Origin of the sequence: Geobacillus sp. LYN3 (assembly GCF_003064505.1) — a bacterium.
In the GTDB taxonomy this organism is placed as follows: Bacteria; Bacillota; Bacilli; order Bacillales; family Anoxybacillaceae; genus Parageobacillus_B; species Parageobacillus_B toebii.
The window spans coordinates 2,016,106-2,030,307 of sequence record NZ_QCWL01000001.1; the positions used below are offsets into that span (position 1 = coordinate 2,016,106).

Sequence of the window (14,202 nt, forward strand, 5' to 3'; positions counted from 1 at the left end):
CGGGATCTTCTTGTCATCAACGGGGACGGCGCTCCATGGATTACCGCGTGCCGGGAGTATTTCAAGGGACGGGTCTGCTTCCAATTGGATCGATTCCACGTGGCGCGTGAGTTGCGCCAATGCCTCTCGGGCCATCCACGGTGGCAGGCGATTCGGCAAAAGCTGGCGAAGCAGGATGAAGAGGGGCTGCTTGTGGAACTGAACAGCGCCCTCGGCACGCTGGGGGACGAAGCGAAAGAACAACAGCTGGCTGCCTTGATCCACCGGATCGAATCGATGCCGGGATGCATCCGTGATTACCGGGAATGGCTGAAGGAGCANGCTGAAAGCGTGATGAGCCAGCTGGCGTATCGGGTGAAATACCGCCGCAGTTGGACAGACAAGGGACTCAGGACGTTTTTCAAGGCAATGATGCCCGGATGGATGGGATTCGTCTTTTCGGACGTTGTTTAGGAGAAGAATCGTCGCATCCGGCGGAGGAAACGGCATCTACCAAACAGACGATCGTGAACAAGGCGAAACAACGCGTCCGCCGTCTTTGGCCGGAGATCACGCGGACACGCGGAATAACGTGCCATATTTACAGCAATCGTCCGGGACACCGATCTATCATGCCCTGTCTGAACTCAAGGGATGGTAAAAAAAGGTATACATATCGGTCTGTCATGGCAAGGGATGAGAGTCCGAAAGCGCTTACGGATGAAATTCAAAAAAATGGTTCGCTGACCTATGACTTACATCTGTTTTCAGGAATCAAAAAAGTTCCCACAAAGTCTTGACTGACTCTCGCCTTAATTATATTTTGCTGAAAATAGGATAGATTCAGTAAAATATAGTATNGGTAAAAAAAGGTATACATATCGGTCTGTCATGGCAAGGGATGAGAGTCCGAAAGCGCTTACGGATGAAATTCAAAAAAATGGTTCGCCAATCTATGACTTACACCTGTTTTCAGGAATCAAAAAAGTTCCCACAAAGTCTTGACTGACTCGAACGTAAACATATGTTATTGCAATCACCTTCAAATGGGTTATAATGGAATAAAGAATAAATGGCTCCCTTCGCTTTAAGCGAAGGGGATTTTTTTTGAAAACGATAAGGGGGATGGAGAAATGCAAGTGAATGTCCAACGTGTCACGGGGGTGCAAACAACCGTATATCCCATTTTAATCGCGATTAGTGTAGGCCATTTATTGAATGACTCGATGCAAGCGGTCGTTCCGGCGTTGTTTCCGATTTTAGAGGCATCCATGAATTTATCGTATACTCAAATTGGATGGATCGCCTTTACCTTAAATATGACCTCTTCGGTGATGCAACCGGTTGTTGGCTTTTTTACGGACCGAACCCCCTCTCCTTACTTCCTACCGCTTGGAATGGCAGCGAGCTTGCTTGGCATGGTGGGGCTTGCGTTTGCGCCACATTTTTTCTTTGTTTTATTATCCGTCTTGTTTGTTGGGTTCGGTTCAGCGATTTTTCATCCGGAAGGGTCGCGCGTTGTATATTTTGCCGCAGGAGCAAAAAGAGGATTTGCCCAATCCATTTATCAAGTGGGTGGGAATACGGGAAATGCCCTTGCTCCATTATTTACAGCACTGATTTTTGTTCCGTTTGGGCAAAAAGGCGCAGCTTGGTTCACCGCGATTGCTGCTTTTGGCATCGTTCTTTTGTTTCGCGTGTCGCGCTGGTATTCGCTCCGTCTTAAAGAATACGAAACGGTTCAGAAACAAACCAAGGCAGAAAAAGGCGATGTCAAAAAGCAACGAAATATCATGTTTGCCTTAACGCTATTAATCTTTTTAGTGTTTGCAAGGTCATGGTACTCGGCCGGCATTTCCAATTATTATCAATTTTATTTAATGAAACACTATCATGTGCCGATTCAAGAAGCACAAGTTTATTTGTTTGTTTTTATGATCGCCGGAGCCATCGGGACATTTGTAGGCGGGCCGCTGGCGGATCGATTCGGAAAACGAAATTTAATGTTGTTTTCGACGCTCGGCACGGCGCCGTTTGCCCTCATGCTTCCATATCTTCCACTTGCATGGGTACTGCCTGTCATTTTTCTTGCCGGTTTTATTTTATCATTAAGTTTTTCCACATTTGTCGTGTATGCCCAAGAATTGCTTCCCGGAAATGTCGGCATGGCGTCGGGGCTGATCGTTGGCCTTGCGTTTGGGATGGGAGCGCTTGGGGCTGTTGTTCTTGGAAAAATTGCTGATTTGTATAATTTAAATACTCTTATGATATTATGCAGTTTCCTTCCGCTGTTTGGGGTGCTTACATGGTGGTTGCCGAAAGAGAAATCGTTCGCTTCCTAATAGGCGAAAAGGCAGTCTTCTTTGATAAAAGAAGACTGCCTTTATAGCTTGATAGCATTCATCGAGCAATGATCTCACGATTCATAGAACGCTGAATTTGCCTGCCCTTACTCCGCCTCTTGTACTTCCTCGAAATAGTCTTTATAAAATCCGCCGATTTTTCCGGTATTATCAATAATAAAATAAAACTCTTCAGTTTCGTTTTTCACTTCATATATTTTCCCTGGTGTTAACACATGATTAACGATATATTTTTCCGCGTTTGTATGTACACATTTCACTTTTTTTAACGTTGGGCGTTCTAACCAAGTACGATGAATCATGTTCGACTCTCCTTTTTTGTCATCATTACTATTCCCATTTTAACGATATTTCGATTTGGCTGCAATATCCATAAAAAATGAACCATTCATAATTTTTGATGAATGGGAGTGGGGTTGGGCATGCTATGGATGGAAGTTTTGAAAATATGGGAGGAGACACGATGGAAAAACACCCGAGCAAACGTCAATTCCAACAAGATTTAGATCAATACAACATGGATAACGTGATCAACGCGCCAAAAAACTACGTATATCGAGTCGGATACGAAGCATCAAGCGGCAATCCGGCCGGAAATCATAATGAAGCGAAAAAAACGCGCGATTTGCAGCAATAAACGAGAATGCCTATTTTTCCAAAATAGGTCTCCGCCGCTTTTTTAATGCCCCATGCTCCTTCGCCAAAGTAAACACGGTTGACGTACATTTCTAAAATCTCTTTTTTCGAATACGTTCGCTCGATTTTTTTCGCGATAAACCATTCTTCCCATTTGCGATGCAACGTTTTTTCATTCGTTAAAAACACGTTTTTTGCTAACTGCTGTGTAATGGTGCTTCCGCCTTCCGCCCATTCTAAAGCTTTCATATTGTGGACGAGCGCCCGCAAAATACCGAAATAATCAATTCCTTCATGATCATAAAAACGGCGGTCTTCCGTGGCGACGATCGCTTCTAAAAAGTGGTTTGGAATGCGCTCTATCGATACGGCTTCCATCTTGGATGCGGAAATTTTACTCGCCACGCGGCCGTTTTGATCATAAATAATGGTTGGAGCAGGCAGCGGATGATCAAGTTTGCTAATATCTCTAAGTCGCAATATACGCTTGAACGGCAATGTAGCTGCCAATAAGGAAAAGAGCAACAATGATTCCCGCTCTCTTCCAATATGATTTCCTCTTGTTTTTTCTCGTTTGCCATCGGCTTTGTTCCAACCGAATCCCCCTTTTTCTTTCACTTTTATACGATTCGAAACATCACCCCATTTTTCGTACATCATAGATAACGATAATAAGAAAAGAGGAAGAGTTTCGGCTTTCAATAAAAATATCCATGAGAAAAGCCGATCTCTATGTAAGAGATCGGCTTTTTCATTTTCACATGCATATTGCCGCGTTTGCCGTTGGTTGAATGCAGTTTCTCAACCACACTCCACCAGGTGGGTGTTCGCAGAAACGTTCCTGTCGTCCTCGATCCTACCAAAGTAGGGAGGCATGACATTCCCGTTTCGATATAGAACTCCCTTTCTATTGCCATCGGTTGAAACTTCATTCTTCAACGTGCAACGCAGCAGATGATTTTTGGTGATTATTATAATACAAAATCTTTTTTTGTTTTGCAAGGGGATAATTTATTTAGGATTCAGTAAAGGCCTTATGGAACTTTTTTTGGTTCGTTCAAGGAGAAGTAAATCCTAGGATGGACAATCATTTTTTGAATTGCACACAGAGAGGACACCAACTATCACAATGGGCAATAATTAATTCGCCTTATTTCATATTTTGCATTCATTTAAAATAGACTCTAATTAAAGTGAATAACGTTAAAAACACAATAATTCCAATTAATATCCATGAAGACCAGTCACCAAGATATTCCATTAGAAAAGGGAAAATTATTATAATAACCCCAAGAGTAATCGAATATATTCCCATCACCCTTGCTAATTTATTCTTATCTCCTTTATATTGTTTTTCATCATACCCAGCAATTAATTTTAATTTCTTTTTTTTCCAAATAAGCCAACCAACAAGGATAAATAATAAACCAGTAATAATACAAATAACAATAGCAGTAGAGAAATCTGTATTTAATGACATATTCGCCTCCATAATAAATGGACATTTTAGAATACCAATCAGACAAGCATAAAAATAGCCCTTGCATGAGGATCTCCTTAAAATGAACTTGCTTGTTGTTCTTGGGCTAGTTGATCGTTAAGATTCAACTAGCACTAACTAGCACTACGGGTTTTGGGAATAATTTTTCCGAATGTTTAATTATATGTAATTGTTTTTGTTGATTTAATTATATATGATTTACAACCGAAATTGTAGATAAGTATAAATATTCATTTTTATTAGGAATAACGTCCCAACTATTTTAATTTATATTTGTTTAGCAACCCAAACTTTGGAACCATTTCTAGATAGTTGATTTGCCCTGTCACCATTCTGTATACCTTTAGAAATAGGGTTCTCCTTTCTCTGGAATGTTTTTGTTCCAATCGGAGAATACCCTACTTTTTTGATCTAGTAAAATGCTTTACACAAAATTTTATACATCATCGAAACAGAGGCTACTCTCAAAAGGTCGATTTAGATAACCTTTTGAGACAGCCTCCTAATTTTTTGCCCACAATAATTTTACTCATACATTTATTTGTTTTTTCCGGCAACTAGCTTTAAAACTTTAAACCGGATATACACCGTGTTTTCGTTCCGAAAACGTCATATACTTGGACATATACGCATCAAAACGGCGAATTAGCTCATCTCGCAAGTTATTCGGAGCGATGATGCCGTCAACGACCATTTCGGATGCGAGGCGGTAAATATCGATATCGCGGCGGTACTCTTCTCTCTTTTGTTCGACAAATGCCGCCCGCTCTTCCTCTGGCAGTTCCGCAATTTTATTTGCATACACGGCGTTTACCGCTGCTTCCGGACCCATCACGGCGATTTGCGCGTTTGGAAACGCTAAGCAACAATCTGGCTCAAACGCCGGCCCTGCCATCGCATAAAGTCCGGCACCGTACGCTTTCCGCACGATAATGGAAATTTTCGGGACAGTCGCTTCCGACATTGCTGAAATCATTTTCGCGCCATGACGAATAATTCCGGCGCGCTCGACTTTTGTCCCGATCATAAACCCAGGAATATCCGCTAAAAAGAGAAGCGGAATGTTAAACGCATCGCAAAGGGTGATGAATTTTGCCGCTTTGTCAGCGGAATCATGGAACAGGACACCGCCTTTTACGCGCGGCTGATTGGCGATAATCCCGATCGGCTGTCCGTTTAAGCGCGCCAATCCTGTAATTAATTCCGGCGCGAACAGCTTCTTAATTTCACAGAACGATCCTTCGTCGATCACGCGCTCAATGAGATCGTACATATTAAACGGAGCGTTTTGGTTCTCCGGAATGATCTCTTCAATCGTCTTTTCAAATGCTTTCGGCGGCTTCGCTTCCGCTACTGGCGGTTTTTCGCTGTAGTTTGCTGGAAAATACGATAAATAACGGCGGGCGTAGGCGATTGCCTCTTCTTCCGTTTTCACAAGCACATCCCCGCATCCGGAAACAGTGCAGTGCATGCGAGCGCCGCCCATTTCTTCGAGCGTTACTTTTTCCCCAATCACCATTTCCGCCATGCGCGGCGAACCTAAATACATCGACGCGTTTCCTTCCACCATAATGACGATATCGCAAAACGCTGGAATATAAGCCCCGCCAGCTGCAGACGGCCCAAACAATAAGCAGACTTGCGGCACTTTTCCTGATAATTTTACTTGATTATAAAAAATGCGTCCGGCACCGCGCCGCCCCGGGAACATTTCGATTTGGTCAGTAATGCGCGCGCCAGCAGAATCCACTAAATAAAGAATCGGGCAGCGAAGCTTTTCTGCTGTTTCTTGAATGCGAATGATTTTTTCAACGGTGCGCGCTCCCCATGAACCTGCTTTCACCGTAGAGTCATTCGCCATTACGCATACCGTTTGACCGTTAATTTTTCCGACTCCTGTAACAACGCCATCGGCAGGGAGCCCATCAGCTAGGCAGTTCGCAAAGAGGGCGTCTTCAAATTCCAGTCCGTTGTCCAACAATAATTTTAAGCGGTCACGGACAAACAGTTTCCCTTGTGCGGCGTTTTTTTCGTGATATTTTGGAGCTCCTCCTTGTTCGATTTTTTTGATTCGTTCCGTCAATTGCTCTGTAAGTGTTTTGTTTTGCTTGTTCATCACATCGTTTGTTTGCATGTGCCTTCCCCCTATTCCCCTTTGTAGACCGGTTTTCGTTTTTCTTTAAACGCCTGCAATCCTTCGAGACGGTCTTTTGTTGGAATCGTGATGTCATATGCCATTTGTTCAATGCGCAATCCTGTCGCTAAATCAACATCTAAACCGCGGTTGATCGCAATTTTCGCTTGCATGACGGCGATTGGCGCATTCACTACGATTTGTTCGGCGATTTCCATCGCCTTTTCCATCAGTTGTTCGCGCGGTACAACGTATTCAACAAGACCGATTTGTTCCGCTTCTTTAGCGGTTATGCGTTTTGCTGTAAAAATTAATTCTTTCGCCTTCCCTTTTCCGATTAGGCGCGGAAGCCGCTGCGTCCCTCCCGCTCCCGGAATGATTCCAAGCGACGTTTCCGTAAGACCAAGCTGCGCCGTGTCTGCGGCAACGCGAATATCGCACGCAAGCGCAAGCTCAAGCCCTCCGCCAAACGCGGAACCATTTAGCGCGCAAATCACCGGCTGCGGGAGCTGTTCTATTTGATTAATGGTTTCACGAATCAGCGCCACCGTTTTGCGTACTTCCGTTTCGTTCATGCCTGCACGCTCTTTTAAATCAGCTCCAGCGCAAAATACTTTTTCACCTGCTCCGGTAAAAATGACAATGCGAACGTCCCGCCGGAAAGCGAGGTCGTAAAGAAGATGCGATAATTCATATAACAATGCCGTCGATAGCGCATTTGCCGATTCAGGACGGTTTAACGTAATGATCGCAATCCCGTTTTCCAGTGCCGTGTATTGAACAAGTTCTGACATATATGATTGCCCCCTTTTTACGTAGAAATCGTTTGCAAGTAACGGCTTGAAAGCGGGCGGCCGATTTTCTCTTGAATGAACAGCGCTGCTTCCGTAAGACGCCCGACGTCAATTCCCGTGGCAATGTCCATGCCATGAAGCATATATACTAAATCGTCGGTCGCCACATTTCCTGATGCGCCCGGTGCATACGGACATCCTCCTAACCCGCCGAGAGAGCTGTCAAAAGTGGTAATCCCCATCTCGAGCGAAATAAGGATATTCGCTAGCGCCGTGCCGCGCGTATCATGAAAATGCATCGCAAGCTTTTCCTTTGGGAACCGCTTTAAGACGATTTCAAGCAGCTCTTGTACTTGCTTTGGCGTAGCGACACCAATGGTATCGCCCAAAGAAAGTTCGTCAATTCCCATGTCAAACAAACGTTCAGAAACGCGAATAACTTGTTCGACCGATACGTTTCCTTCATACGGGCAGCCAAATACGGTCGATACGTAGCCGCGTACGGTTTTCCCTTCTTGTTTCGCTGCTCGAACCACTTCTTCTAGCACCGGAAACGTTTCTTCAATCGATTTATTAATATTTTTGCGGTTATGCGTTTCGCTCGCCGACATAAAAACCGCGACCTCATCCACTTGTGCCGTCAGCGCTTTTTCCAATCCTTTTTGGTTTGGAACGAGCGCGGCGTACGTCACGCCTGGTGCCCGTTCAATTCTCGTCGCTACTTCCAATGCATCCGAAAGTTGCGGAATCCATTTCGGATGGACAAATGAAGTAATTTCGATATAGGTGAGTCCGGTTTTGGACAATTGATTAATCCAGGCGATTTTATCTTCTGTCGAGATTGCCGTTTTTTCATTTTGCAGGCCATCGCGCGGACCGACTTCCTTAATCGTAACTTGCTTTGGCCATTTGCTCATTGCATTTCACCTCTTACTCTAGTTCAAGAAGCACATCGCCCTCGTTGACGAAGTCCCCTTCTTGCACGTGAATTTGTTTAACGACCCCGGAAGATTCAGCGGCGACCGGAATTTCCATTTTCATCGACTCTAAAATGATGACATCTTGCCCTTCTTCTACTTTGTCTCCTACCGATACGACAATTTTCCATACACTTCCTGCCATTGATGCGACTACTTGACTCACTATTTTCTTCCCCCATTTCTTCTTATTTTGTCGTTGTTGTTTGCAAGTGTTTTTCTACGAAGTTGGTTGTTGTGTCTCCCGCTTGAAACGCAGGATGGGAAAGCACATCTTTTAGCATTGGAATGTTTGTTTTAATTCCTTCAATTTGGTAGTTGTTTAGCGCTTCTGCCATGCGCTCGATCGCTTCTTGGCGGTCGTTTCCTTTTGTAATCAGTTTGGCGATCATCGGATCGTAAAACGGCGTGACCGTCATGCCGCTTTGCACCGCCGTTTCATTGCGCACGTATTCACCTTGCGGCAGCACAAAGGCCGTGATTTTCCCCGGAGATGGGAAAAACGTTTTCGGGTCTTCCGCATAGATGCGCACTTCTATCGCATGGCCGTCGCGGCGAATGTCTTCCTGTTTATAACGAAGCGGTTCCCCCGCGGCGATGCGCAATTGTTCTTCGACTAAATCAAGACCGGTAATTTCTTCTGTTACCGGATGTTCAACTTGCAATCTTGTATTCATTTCAAGAAAATAAAAGTTTTTTTGCTCATCGACTAAAAATTCAATCGTCCCCGCGTTTGTATACCCGATATGTTTCGCCGCCTTTACTGCCGTTTCCCCCATTTTCCGCCGCGTTTCTTCATCTAAAAACGGAGATGGTGCTTCTTCAATGACTTTTTGATGACGGCGCTGAATCGAACATTCGCGCTCCCATAAATAAATGCAGTTTCCATGTTCATCAGAGAGAAGCTGGATTTCGATATGGCGAGGGTTGGCGATATATTTTTCTAAATACATCGCACCATCGCCAAAGAATGAAGCAGCGCGCTTTTGATTTCCTTCGAAAGCTTTGCGCAACTCTTCTTCATTGCGTACGATTTGCATGCCGATGCCGCCGCCGCCTGCGGAAGCTTTTAACATAATTGGATAGCCAATTTCTTCTGCTGTTTTCGCTGCTTCATCGACATCTTTTAACGGAAACGAAATGCCGGGAACGATTGGAACGCCAGCTTCTGCCATTGTTTTTCGCGCTTCGATTTTACTTCCCATTTTTGCGATCACATCCGCCTTTGGTCCAATGAAGACAATTCCCTCTTCTTCACAACGGCGGGCAAACTCTGGATTTTCCGATAGCAGCCCATAGCCGGGATGAATGGCTTCCGCTTTCGTCATTTTCGCGACCTCGATAATTTTCTCGATATTTAGATAGCTTTCACTAACGCGCGGCTTACCGATAAGATACGCTTCATCCGCCCATTGAACATGGAGCGAATCGGCATCCGCTTCCGAATAAACGGCAACCGTTTGAATTCCTAATTTTTTGCACGTACGAATGACACGTACCGCAATTTCTCCACGATTGGCGATTAATACTTTTGAAAACATGGCAACCTCCTTTATGTCATTGTTTTATTGTCAAGCGGAGCTTCAAAGACGAAGCGCCGCTTGACGGCAACTGTTTAATTGGTTAATCCAAGACGCTGTTTCGCCATCTCCCGCAATTTAAATTTTTGAATTTTTCCGGAAGCTGTCATCGGATATGAATCGGTGAATTCGATATAACGTGGAATTTTATGACGGGAAATTTTCCCGCGGCAAAACTCGCGAATTTCTTCCGCTGTCGCCGTTTCTCCTTCTTTCAAAATAATCCATGCCATTACTTCTTCGCCGTATTTTTCATCCGGTACACCGATGACTTGAACGTCTAAAATTTTTGGGTGTTTGTATAAAAACTCTTCAATTTCGCGCGGATAAATGTTTTCTCCACCGCGAATAATCATATCTTTTAAGCGTCCGGTAATACGGCAATATCCATTTTCATCCATCGTGGCCAGATCGCCTGTATGCAGCCATCCATCTTCATCAATGGCTTCTTTTGTCGCGTCCGGATTTTTGTAATAGCCTTTCATCACATGATAACCGCGCGTGCATAATTCCCCTGGCACGCCGCGCGGCACTTCTTTATTCGTGCCCGGCTCAACGATTTTCACTTCGACATTTGGCAACGCTCGCCCGACTGTTTCCACGCGCAAGTGAATCGGGTCATCCGTTCTTGTCTGTGTAATCACCGGCGATGATTCTGTCTGACCGTAAGCAATCGTAATCTCTTTCATTCCCATTTTCTCCATGACCGCTTTCATCACTTCAATCGGACAAGGAGAGCCGGCCATAATTCCCTTGCGAAGCGTTGATAAATCATATTTTTCAAAATCAGGATCGTTTAATTCGGCAATAAACATCGTCGGCACCCCGTGCAAGGCCGTGCATCTTTCAGCTTCCACGGTTTTAAGCACTTGTTTCGGGTTAAATTCCTGCACTGGCACCATCGTTGCCCCAACCACAGCGCATGCCAATGTGCTCATCACGCAGCCGAAACAATGGAAGAACGGCACTGGAATGCAGAGGCGGTCATTTTTGGTGAGTTTCATACATTGCGCAACATAATAGGCATTGTTGACAATATTGTAGTGGGTGAGCATTACGCCTTTTGGAAATCCTGTCGTTCCTGAGGTGTATTGCATGTTGATGACATCATGCGGATCGAGCGAGTTCATCCGTTCATCAAGCTGTTCTTCCGTCACCTCATGCGCCATCGCCAGAATGTCGTTCCACGTAAACATCCCCGGATATCGTTTATCTCCAATTAACACGACATTTTTCAATTTTGGCAAACGCTTGGACTCAAGCTTTCCAGGCTCGCATGTGCGCAGCTCCGGAACAATTTCGTAAACAATATCCACGTAAGAAGAGTCGCGATATTGTTCAATTAAAAAGAGCGTCGTCGAATCGGATTGTTTTAATAAATACTCTAATTCTGCGGCGCGGTAGTTCGTATTGACCGTAACAAGCACCGCTCCCATTTTTCCGGTTGCAAATTGACAAGCGATCCATTCCGGCACATTCGATGCCCAAATCGCCACATTTTCTCCTTTTTCAATGCCAAGTTTCATCAACCCGCGCGCCACTAGACGGGAGTAGTCATTCAATTGCCTATACGTCATCCGTAATCCGCGATCCGCATAAACAACCGCTTCATGATCCGGATGCAACTGCGCTTTTTCCTCGAGCAGCTTCCCCACCGTGACCGTCAACATAAACCGTCTCCTCCCTTTCGTACAAGTTCATTTCTACCTTATGCGCATTTCCCGGTATTTAGCATCCAAGTTGACGGGCAATAACAAGACGTTGAATTTCTGACGTACCTTCTCCGATTTCCATCAGTTTGATGTCTCGTAAATGGCGCTCGACTCCGTACTCTTTCATATACCCATAGCCTCCGTGAATTTGAATGGCTTGGTTGCAAACGCGGAATCCCATTTCCGAAGCGAACAGTTTTGCGAATGACGCTTCTTTTGTAAACGGTTTCCCTTGGTCTTTTAACCAAGCTGCCTTATACACCATATTGCGCGCCAGCTCAATTTCCATCGCCATATCAGCAAGCTTGAATTGTATTGCTTGAAATTTTGAAATAGTCTGACCAAATTGGACACGCTCCTTCGCATATTGAAGCGCTTTCTCAAATGCCGCTTGGGCAATGCCAACCGCTAGCGCAGCAATGGAAATGCGTCCGCCATCCAGCGTATATAAAAATTGCTTAAAGCCTTTTTTCGGATCTCCGAGTACATTTTCTTTTGGCACACGTACGTTTTCAAACACTAATTCGCACGTATTCGAGGCGCGGACGCCCATTTTGTCATAGTTTGAACGGATCGTAAATCCTGGAGTGTCCGTTGGAACGATAATTGCGGAAATGATGTTTTTTCCTCGTTCGTCTTTTCCTGTCACGGCGGTAACAATGACTTGTCGTGCGTATTCTGCATTTGTGATCCAGCATTTTTCTCCATTGATGACATACTCATCGCCATCCAATACCGCTGTTGTTTTCGTTCCACCTGCATCAGACCCAGCATTTGGTTCAGTTAGCCCAAATGCGCCCAACGTTTCTCCTTTTGCCATCGGTACAAGCCATTTTTGTTTTTGTTCTTCCGTGCCGAAGTAATAAATCGGGCTTGCTCCTAGGGAAACCGCAGCAGCATAACTTAATCCAGTCCCGCCGCATGCGCGGCCGATTTCTTCTACGGCTATCGCATATGAAATCGTATCTCCGCCGGCGCCGCCATATTCTTCCGGAAACGGAATTCCTAAAAGTCCTAACTCGCCCATCTTCTTAAAAACTTCAACAGGGAAATACGCTTCTTTATCCCATTTCGCCGCGTTTGGTGCAATTTCCTTCTCCGCAAACTCACGAACCATTTCTTTAATCATTTGTTGTTCTTTTGTTAGTTCAAAATTCATCTTCTCTCCCCCATTTCATAGATTTATCTTTGAACCGACTAGTCGGTTTTAAAAGAAGAGATAAAACACTTAACCACTAAGACCGACTAGTTGGTTTGATTTGTGTATGAAAAAGCGTTGACCCTTTTCTCATTTTTTAAAAAATTTTATTTTGAAAATGAACCGGAAAACGGCTTGATGAAAAAGTTCGATATTTGTGGACGCCGCTTTGCTTCTTCCGTCAAAATGGAATGCAAGATAAAATCAGCAAAGTAGTTTGCGATTTGTTCGATGGTCATCGGACCGTCTGGGTTATACCATTTGTATGTCCAGTTCACCATGCCGATAATGGACATTCCCGTAATCTCTACCGATAACTCGGAACGAAACTCCCCAGCCTCTATTCCTTCGCGGATAACGCGGAAAATCACTTCCTTAAACTCATCGCGTTTTCGGTTGATTTTCTCGGAATATTCCGGTTTTAAATACGTGCTTTCTTGGTAAAAAACAGTAATATGTGGCTTGTATAAATGAAACACTTTTACAAATGACTGAATAATTGCATATAAGCGTTCTGTCGAAGTGGTGTAGTTTTCGTACGCTTCTTGCGCTTTATTCAACACATAGGTAATAAATACGTCATGAATGTGATAAAGAAGTTCGTCTTTTGACTTGAAGTTATGATAAAAACCACCTTTAGACGTGTTGCTTTCCGTCACAATCCGATCAACCGTCACACCATGATAGCCGTATTTTTCAAATAGATGAAGAGCAGTATCGATAATTCGATCTCTTAATGTTTTTTCTGCCATGGAAAGTCTCCTTTGCTTTTATATTACCACTATTTTCTGAAAAAATAAAATATTTTTTACCTATTAATTTCATTTAATTATAAAATACGGAATGGTTGCTGGAAATGTCAACTATCGTTTATCATCATCATATGATTGGAAAAGAAAGGATGGATACGATGGCAAAAATTTTAGTGTTAAATGGCAGTTCAAGAGAAAACGGAAATACCGAACAGCTGACAGACGTTATTTTGGAAGGAGTCTCCTCCACCCGTATCAATATAAGAGACTTTTTGATTCAGCCGATTGTCGACAAACGCCATGATCCAGAAGGATTTACGACAGTTGCCGACGATTATGATCAAATCATTGAACTCGTTCTCCAGCATGACGTGCTTATATTTGCGACGCCAATCTATTGGTATGGAATGAGCGGGCATATGAAGCAATTTATCGATCGCTGGTCACAAAGTTTGCGAGATACGCGTTTTTCTTTTAAAGAGGAAATGAAAAAGAAAAAAGCCTTTGTCAACTACCCAACGGCTAAAGCCGTGGGCTTGCAGCTAGCCTAATTGGCTGCCGCGTTCGGCTGGTTGA

13 protein-coding genes, 1 other RNA gene and 2 pseudogenes are annotated in these 14,202 nt (G+C 44.1%); 4 read left to right on the plus strand and 12 right to left on the minus strand.

Translation table 11 applies throughout. From position 1 onward, the window contains the following. Positions 1-640, plus strand: a pseudogene (locus DCC82_RS18210) (UPF0236 family transposase-like protein); the annotation flags it as partial. A 472-nt stretch (positions 641-1,112) separates the two neighbouring features. Continuing rightward, positions 1,113-2,321 (plus strand): MFS transporter, encoded by a 1,209-nt coding sequence (locus DCC82_RS10485; RefSeq protein WP_097354567.1) that lies wholly within the window; start codon positions 1,113-1,115, stop codon positions 2,319-2,321. A 107-nt stretch (positions 2,322-2,428) separates the two neighbouring features. Here DCC82_RS10485 and DCC82_RS10490 read toward each other — a convergent pair whose 3' ends face one another. Then, complete coding sequence (locus DCC82_RS10490) at positions 2,429-2,644, minus strand: DUF6501 family protein (protein ID WP_097354568.1); 216 nt, start codon at positions 2,642-2,644, stop codon at positions 2,429-2,431. Between the two features lie 161 nt (positions 2,645-2,805). On the opposite strand from DCC82_RS10490, the gene DCC82_RS17655 reads away from it, so the two are divergent. Continuing rightward, entirely contained in the window at positions 2,806-2,979 is a 174-nt protein-coding gene (locus tag DCC82_RS17655) for a hypothetical protein (protein ID WP_162839684.1), read from the plus strand. Here DCC82_RS17655 and DCC82_RS10500 read toward each other — a convergent pair. The 11 genes from DCC82_RS10500 to DCC82_RS10550 form a co-directional block, all read right to left on the minus strand. Further along, positions 2,940-3,680 carry a transglycosylase domain-containing protein gene (locus DCC82_RS10500; protein ID WP_233252983.1) on the minus strand — a complete coding sequence of 247 codons (741 nt, stop codon included), beginning with the start codon at positions 3,678-3,680 and terminating at the stop codon, positions 2,940-2,942. The two genes, DCC82_RS17655 and DCC82_RS10500, sit on opposite strands and share 40 nt — an antisense overlap. Before the next feature lie 63 nt (positions 3,681-3,743). Further along, positions 3,744-3,935: non-coding RNA, 6S RNA (gene ssrS, locus DCC82_RS10505), on the minus strand. A 211-nt stretch (positions 3,936-4,146) separates the two neighbouring features. Then, positions 4,147-4,458, minus strand: coding sequence for a DUF3784 domain-containing protein (locus tag DCC82_RS10510; RefSeq protein WP_158268585.1), 312 nt, complete (start codon positions 4,456-4,458; stop codon positions 4,147-4,149). A 592-nt stretch (positions 4,459-5,050) separates the two neighbouring features. After that, positions 5,051-6,613 (minus strand): acyl-CoA carboxylase subunit beta, encoded by a 1,563-nt coding sequence (locus DCC82_RS10515; RefSeq protein WP_015864016.1) that lies wholly within the window; start codon positions 6,611-6,613, stop codon positions 5,051-5,053. An 11-nt stretch (positions 6,614-6,624) separates the two neighbouring features. Further along, the gene (locus DCC82_RS10520) at positions 6,625-7,407 is read right to left on the minus strand and encodes an enoyl-CoA hydratase (protein WP_097354569.1); all 783 of its coding nucleotides are present in this window, start codon (positions 7,405-7,407) and stop codon (positions 6,625-6,627) included. Positions 7,408-7,424: 17 nt separating this feature from the next. Next, positions 7,425-8,324, minus strand: a complete 900-nt coding sequence (locus DCC82_RS10525; protein WP_015864018.1) for a hydroxymethylglutaryl-CoA lyase — start codon at positions 8,322-8,324, stop codon at positions 7,425-7,427. 13 nt (positions 8,325-8,337) lie between these two features. Then, on the minus strand, positions 8,338-8,550 hold the full coding sequence (locus DCC82_RS10530) for an acetyl-CoA carboxylase biotin carboxyl carrier protein subunit (protein ID WP_015864019.1): 213 nt from the start codon (positions 8,548-8,550) through the stop codon (positions 8,338-8,340). Positions 8,551-8,572: 22 nt separating this feature from the next. Beyond that, positions 8,573-9,925, minus strand: coding sequence for an acetyl-CoA carboxylase biotin carboxylase subunit (gene accC, locus DCC82_RS10535; protein ID WP_097354570.1), 1,353 nt, complete (start codon positions 9,923-9,925; stop codon positions 8,573-8,575). A gap of 74 nt (positions 9,926-9,999) precedes the next feature. Then, complete coding sequence (locus DCC82_RS10540; RefSeq protein WP_081189605.1) at positions 10,000-11,634, minus strand: AMP-binding protein; 1,635 nt, start codon at positions 11,632-11,634, stop codon at positions 10,000-10,002. 58 nt (positions 11,635-11,692) lie between these two features. Then, the gene (locus tag DCC82_RS10545) at positions 11,693-12,835 is read right to left on the minus strand and encodes an acyl-CoA dehydrogenase (protein ID WP_097354571.1); all 1,143 of its coding nucleotides are present in this window, start codon (positions 12,833-12,835) and stop codon (positions 11,693-11,695) included. A gap of 146 nt (positions 12,836-12,981) precedes the next feature. After that, on the minus strand, positions 12,982-13,626 hold the full coding sequence (locus DCC82_RS10550) for a TetR/AcrR family transcriptional regulator (protein WP_015864022.1): 645 nt from the start codon (positions 13,624-13,626) through the stop codon (positions 12,982-12,984). A 158-nt stretch (positions 13,627-13,784) separates the two neighbouring features. Between DCC82_RS10550 and DCC82_RS10555 the strand changes: the two are divergent. Further along, positions 13,785-14,135: pseudogene (locus DCC82_RS10555) on the plus strand (flavodoxin family protein); the annotation flags it as partial. Between the last annotated feature and the right edge of the window lie 67 nt (positions 14,136-14,202).

Bases quoted from the DNA above. Each gene is read 5' to 3' on its own strand.
- DCC82_RS10485 (WP_097354567.1), top strand. From the start codon at position 1,113: ATGCAAGTGAATGTCCAACGTGTCACGGGGGTGCAAACAACCGTATAT.
- DCC82_RS10490 (WP_097354568.1), bottom strand. From the start codon at position 2,644: ATGATTCATCGTACTTGGTTAGAACGCCCAACGTTAAAAAAAGTGAAA.
- DCC82_RS17655 (WP_162839684.1), top strand. From the start codon at position 2,806: ATGGAAAAACACCCGAGCAAACGTCAATTCCAACAAGATTTAGATCAA.
- DCC82_RS10510 (WP_158268585.1), bottom strand. From the start codon at position 4,458: ATGTCATTAAATACAGATTTCTCTACTGCTATTGTTATTTGTATTATT.
- DCC82_RS10515 (WP_015864016.1), bottom strand. From the start codon at position 6,613: ATGCAAACAAACGATGTGATGAACAAGCAAAACAAAACACTTACAGAG.
- DCC82_RS10520 (WP_097354569.1), bottom strand. From the start codon at position 7,407: ATGTCAGAACTTGTTCAATACACGGCACTGGAAAACGGGATTGCGATC.
- DCC82_RS10525 (WP_015864018.1), bottom strand. From the start codon at position 8,324: ATGAGCAAATGGCCAAAGCAAGTTACGATTAAGGAAGTCGGTCCGCGC.
- accC (WP_097354570.1), bottom strand. From the start codon at position 9,925: ATGTTTTCAAAAGTATTAATCGCCAATCGTGGAGAAATTGCGGTACGT.
- DCC82_RS10540 (WP_081189605.1), bottom strand. From the start codon at position 11,634: ATGTTGACGGTCACGGTGGGGAAGCTGCTCGAGGAAAAAGCGCAGTTG.
- DCC82_RS10545 (WP_097354571.1), bottom strand. From the start codon at position 12,835: ATGAATTTTGAACTAACAAAAGAACAACAAATGATTAAAGAAATGGTT.
- DCC82_RS10550 (WP_015864022.1), bottom strand. From the start codon at position 13,626: ATGGCAGAAAAAACATTAAGAGATCGAATTATCGATACTGCTCTTCAT.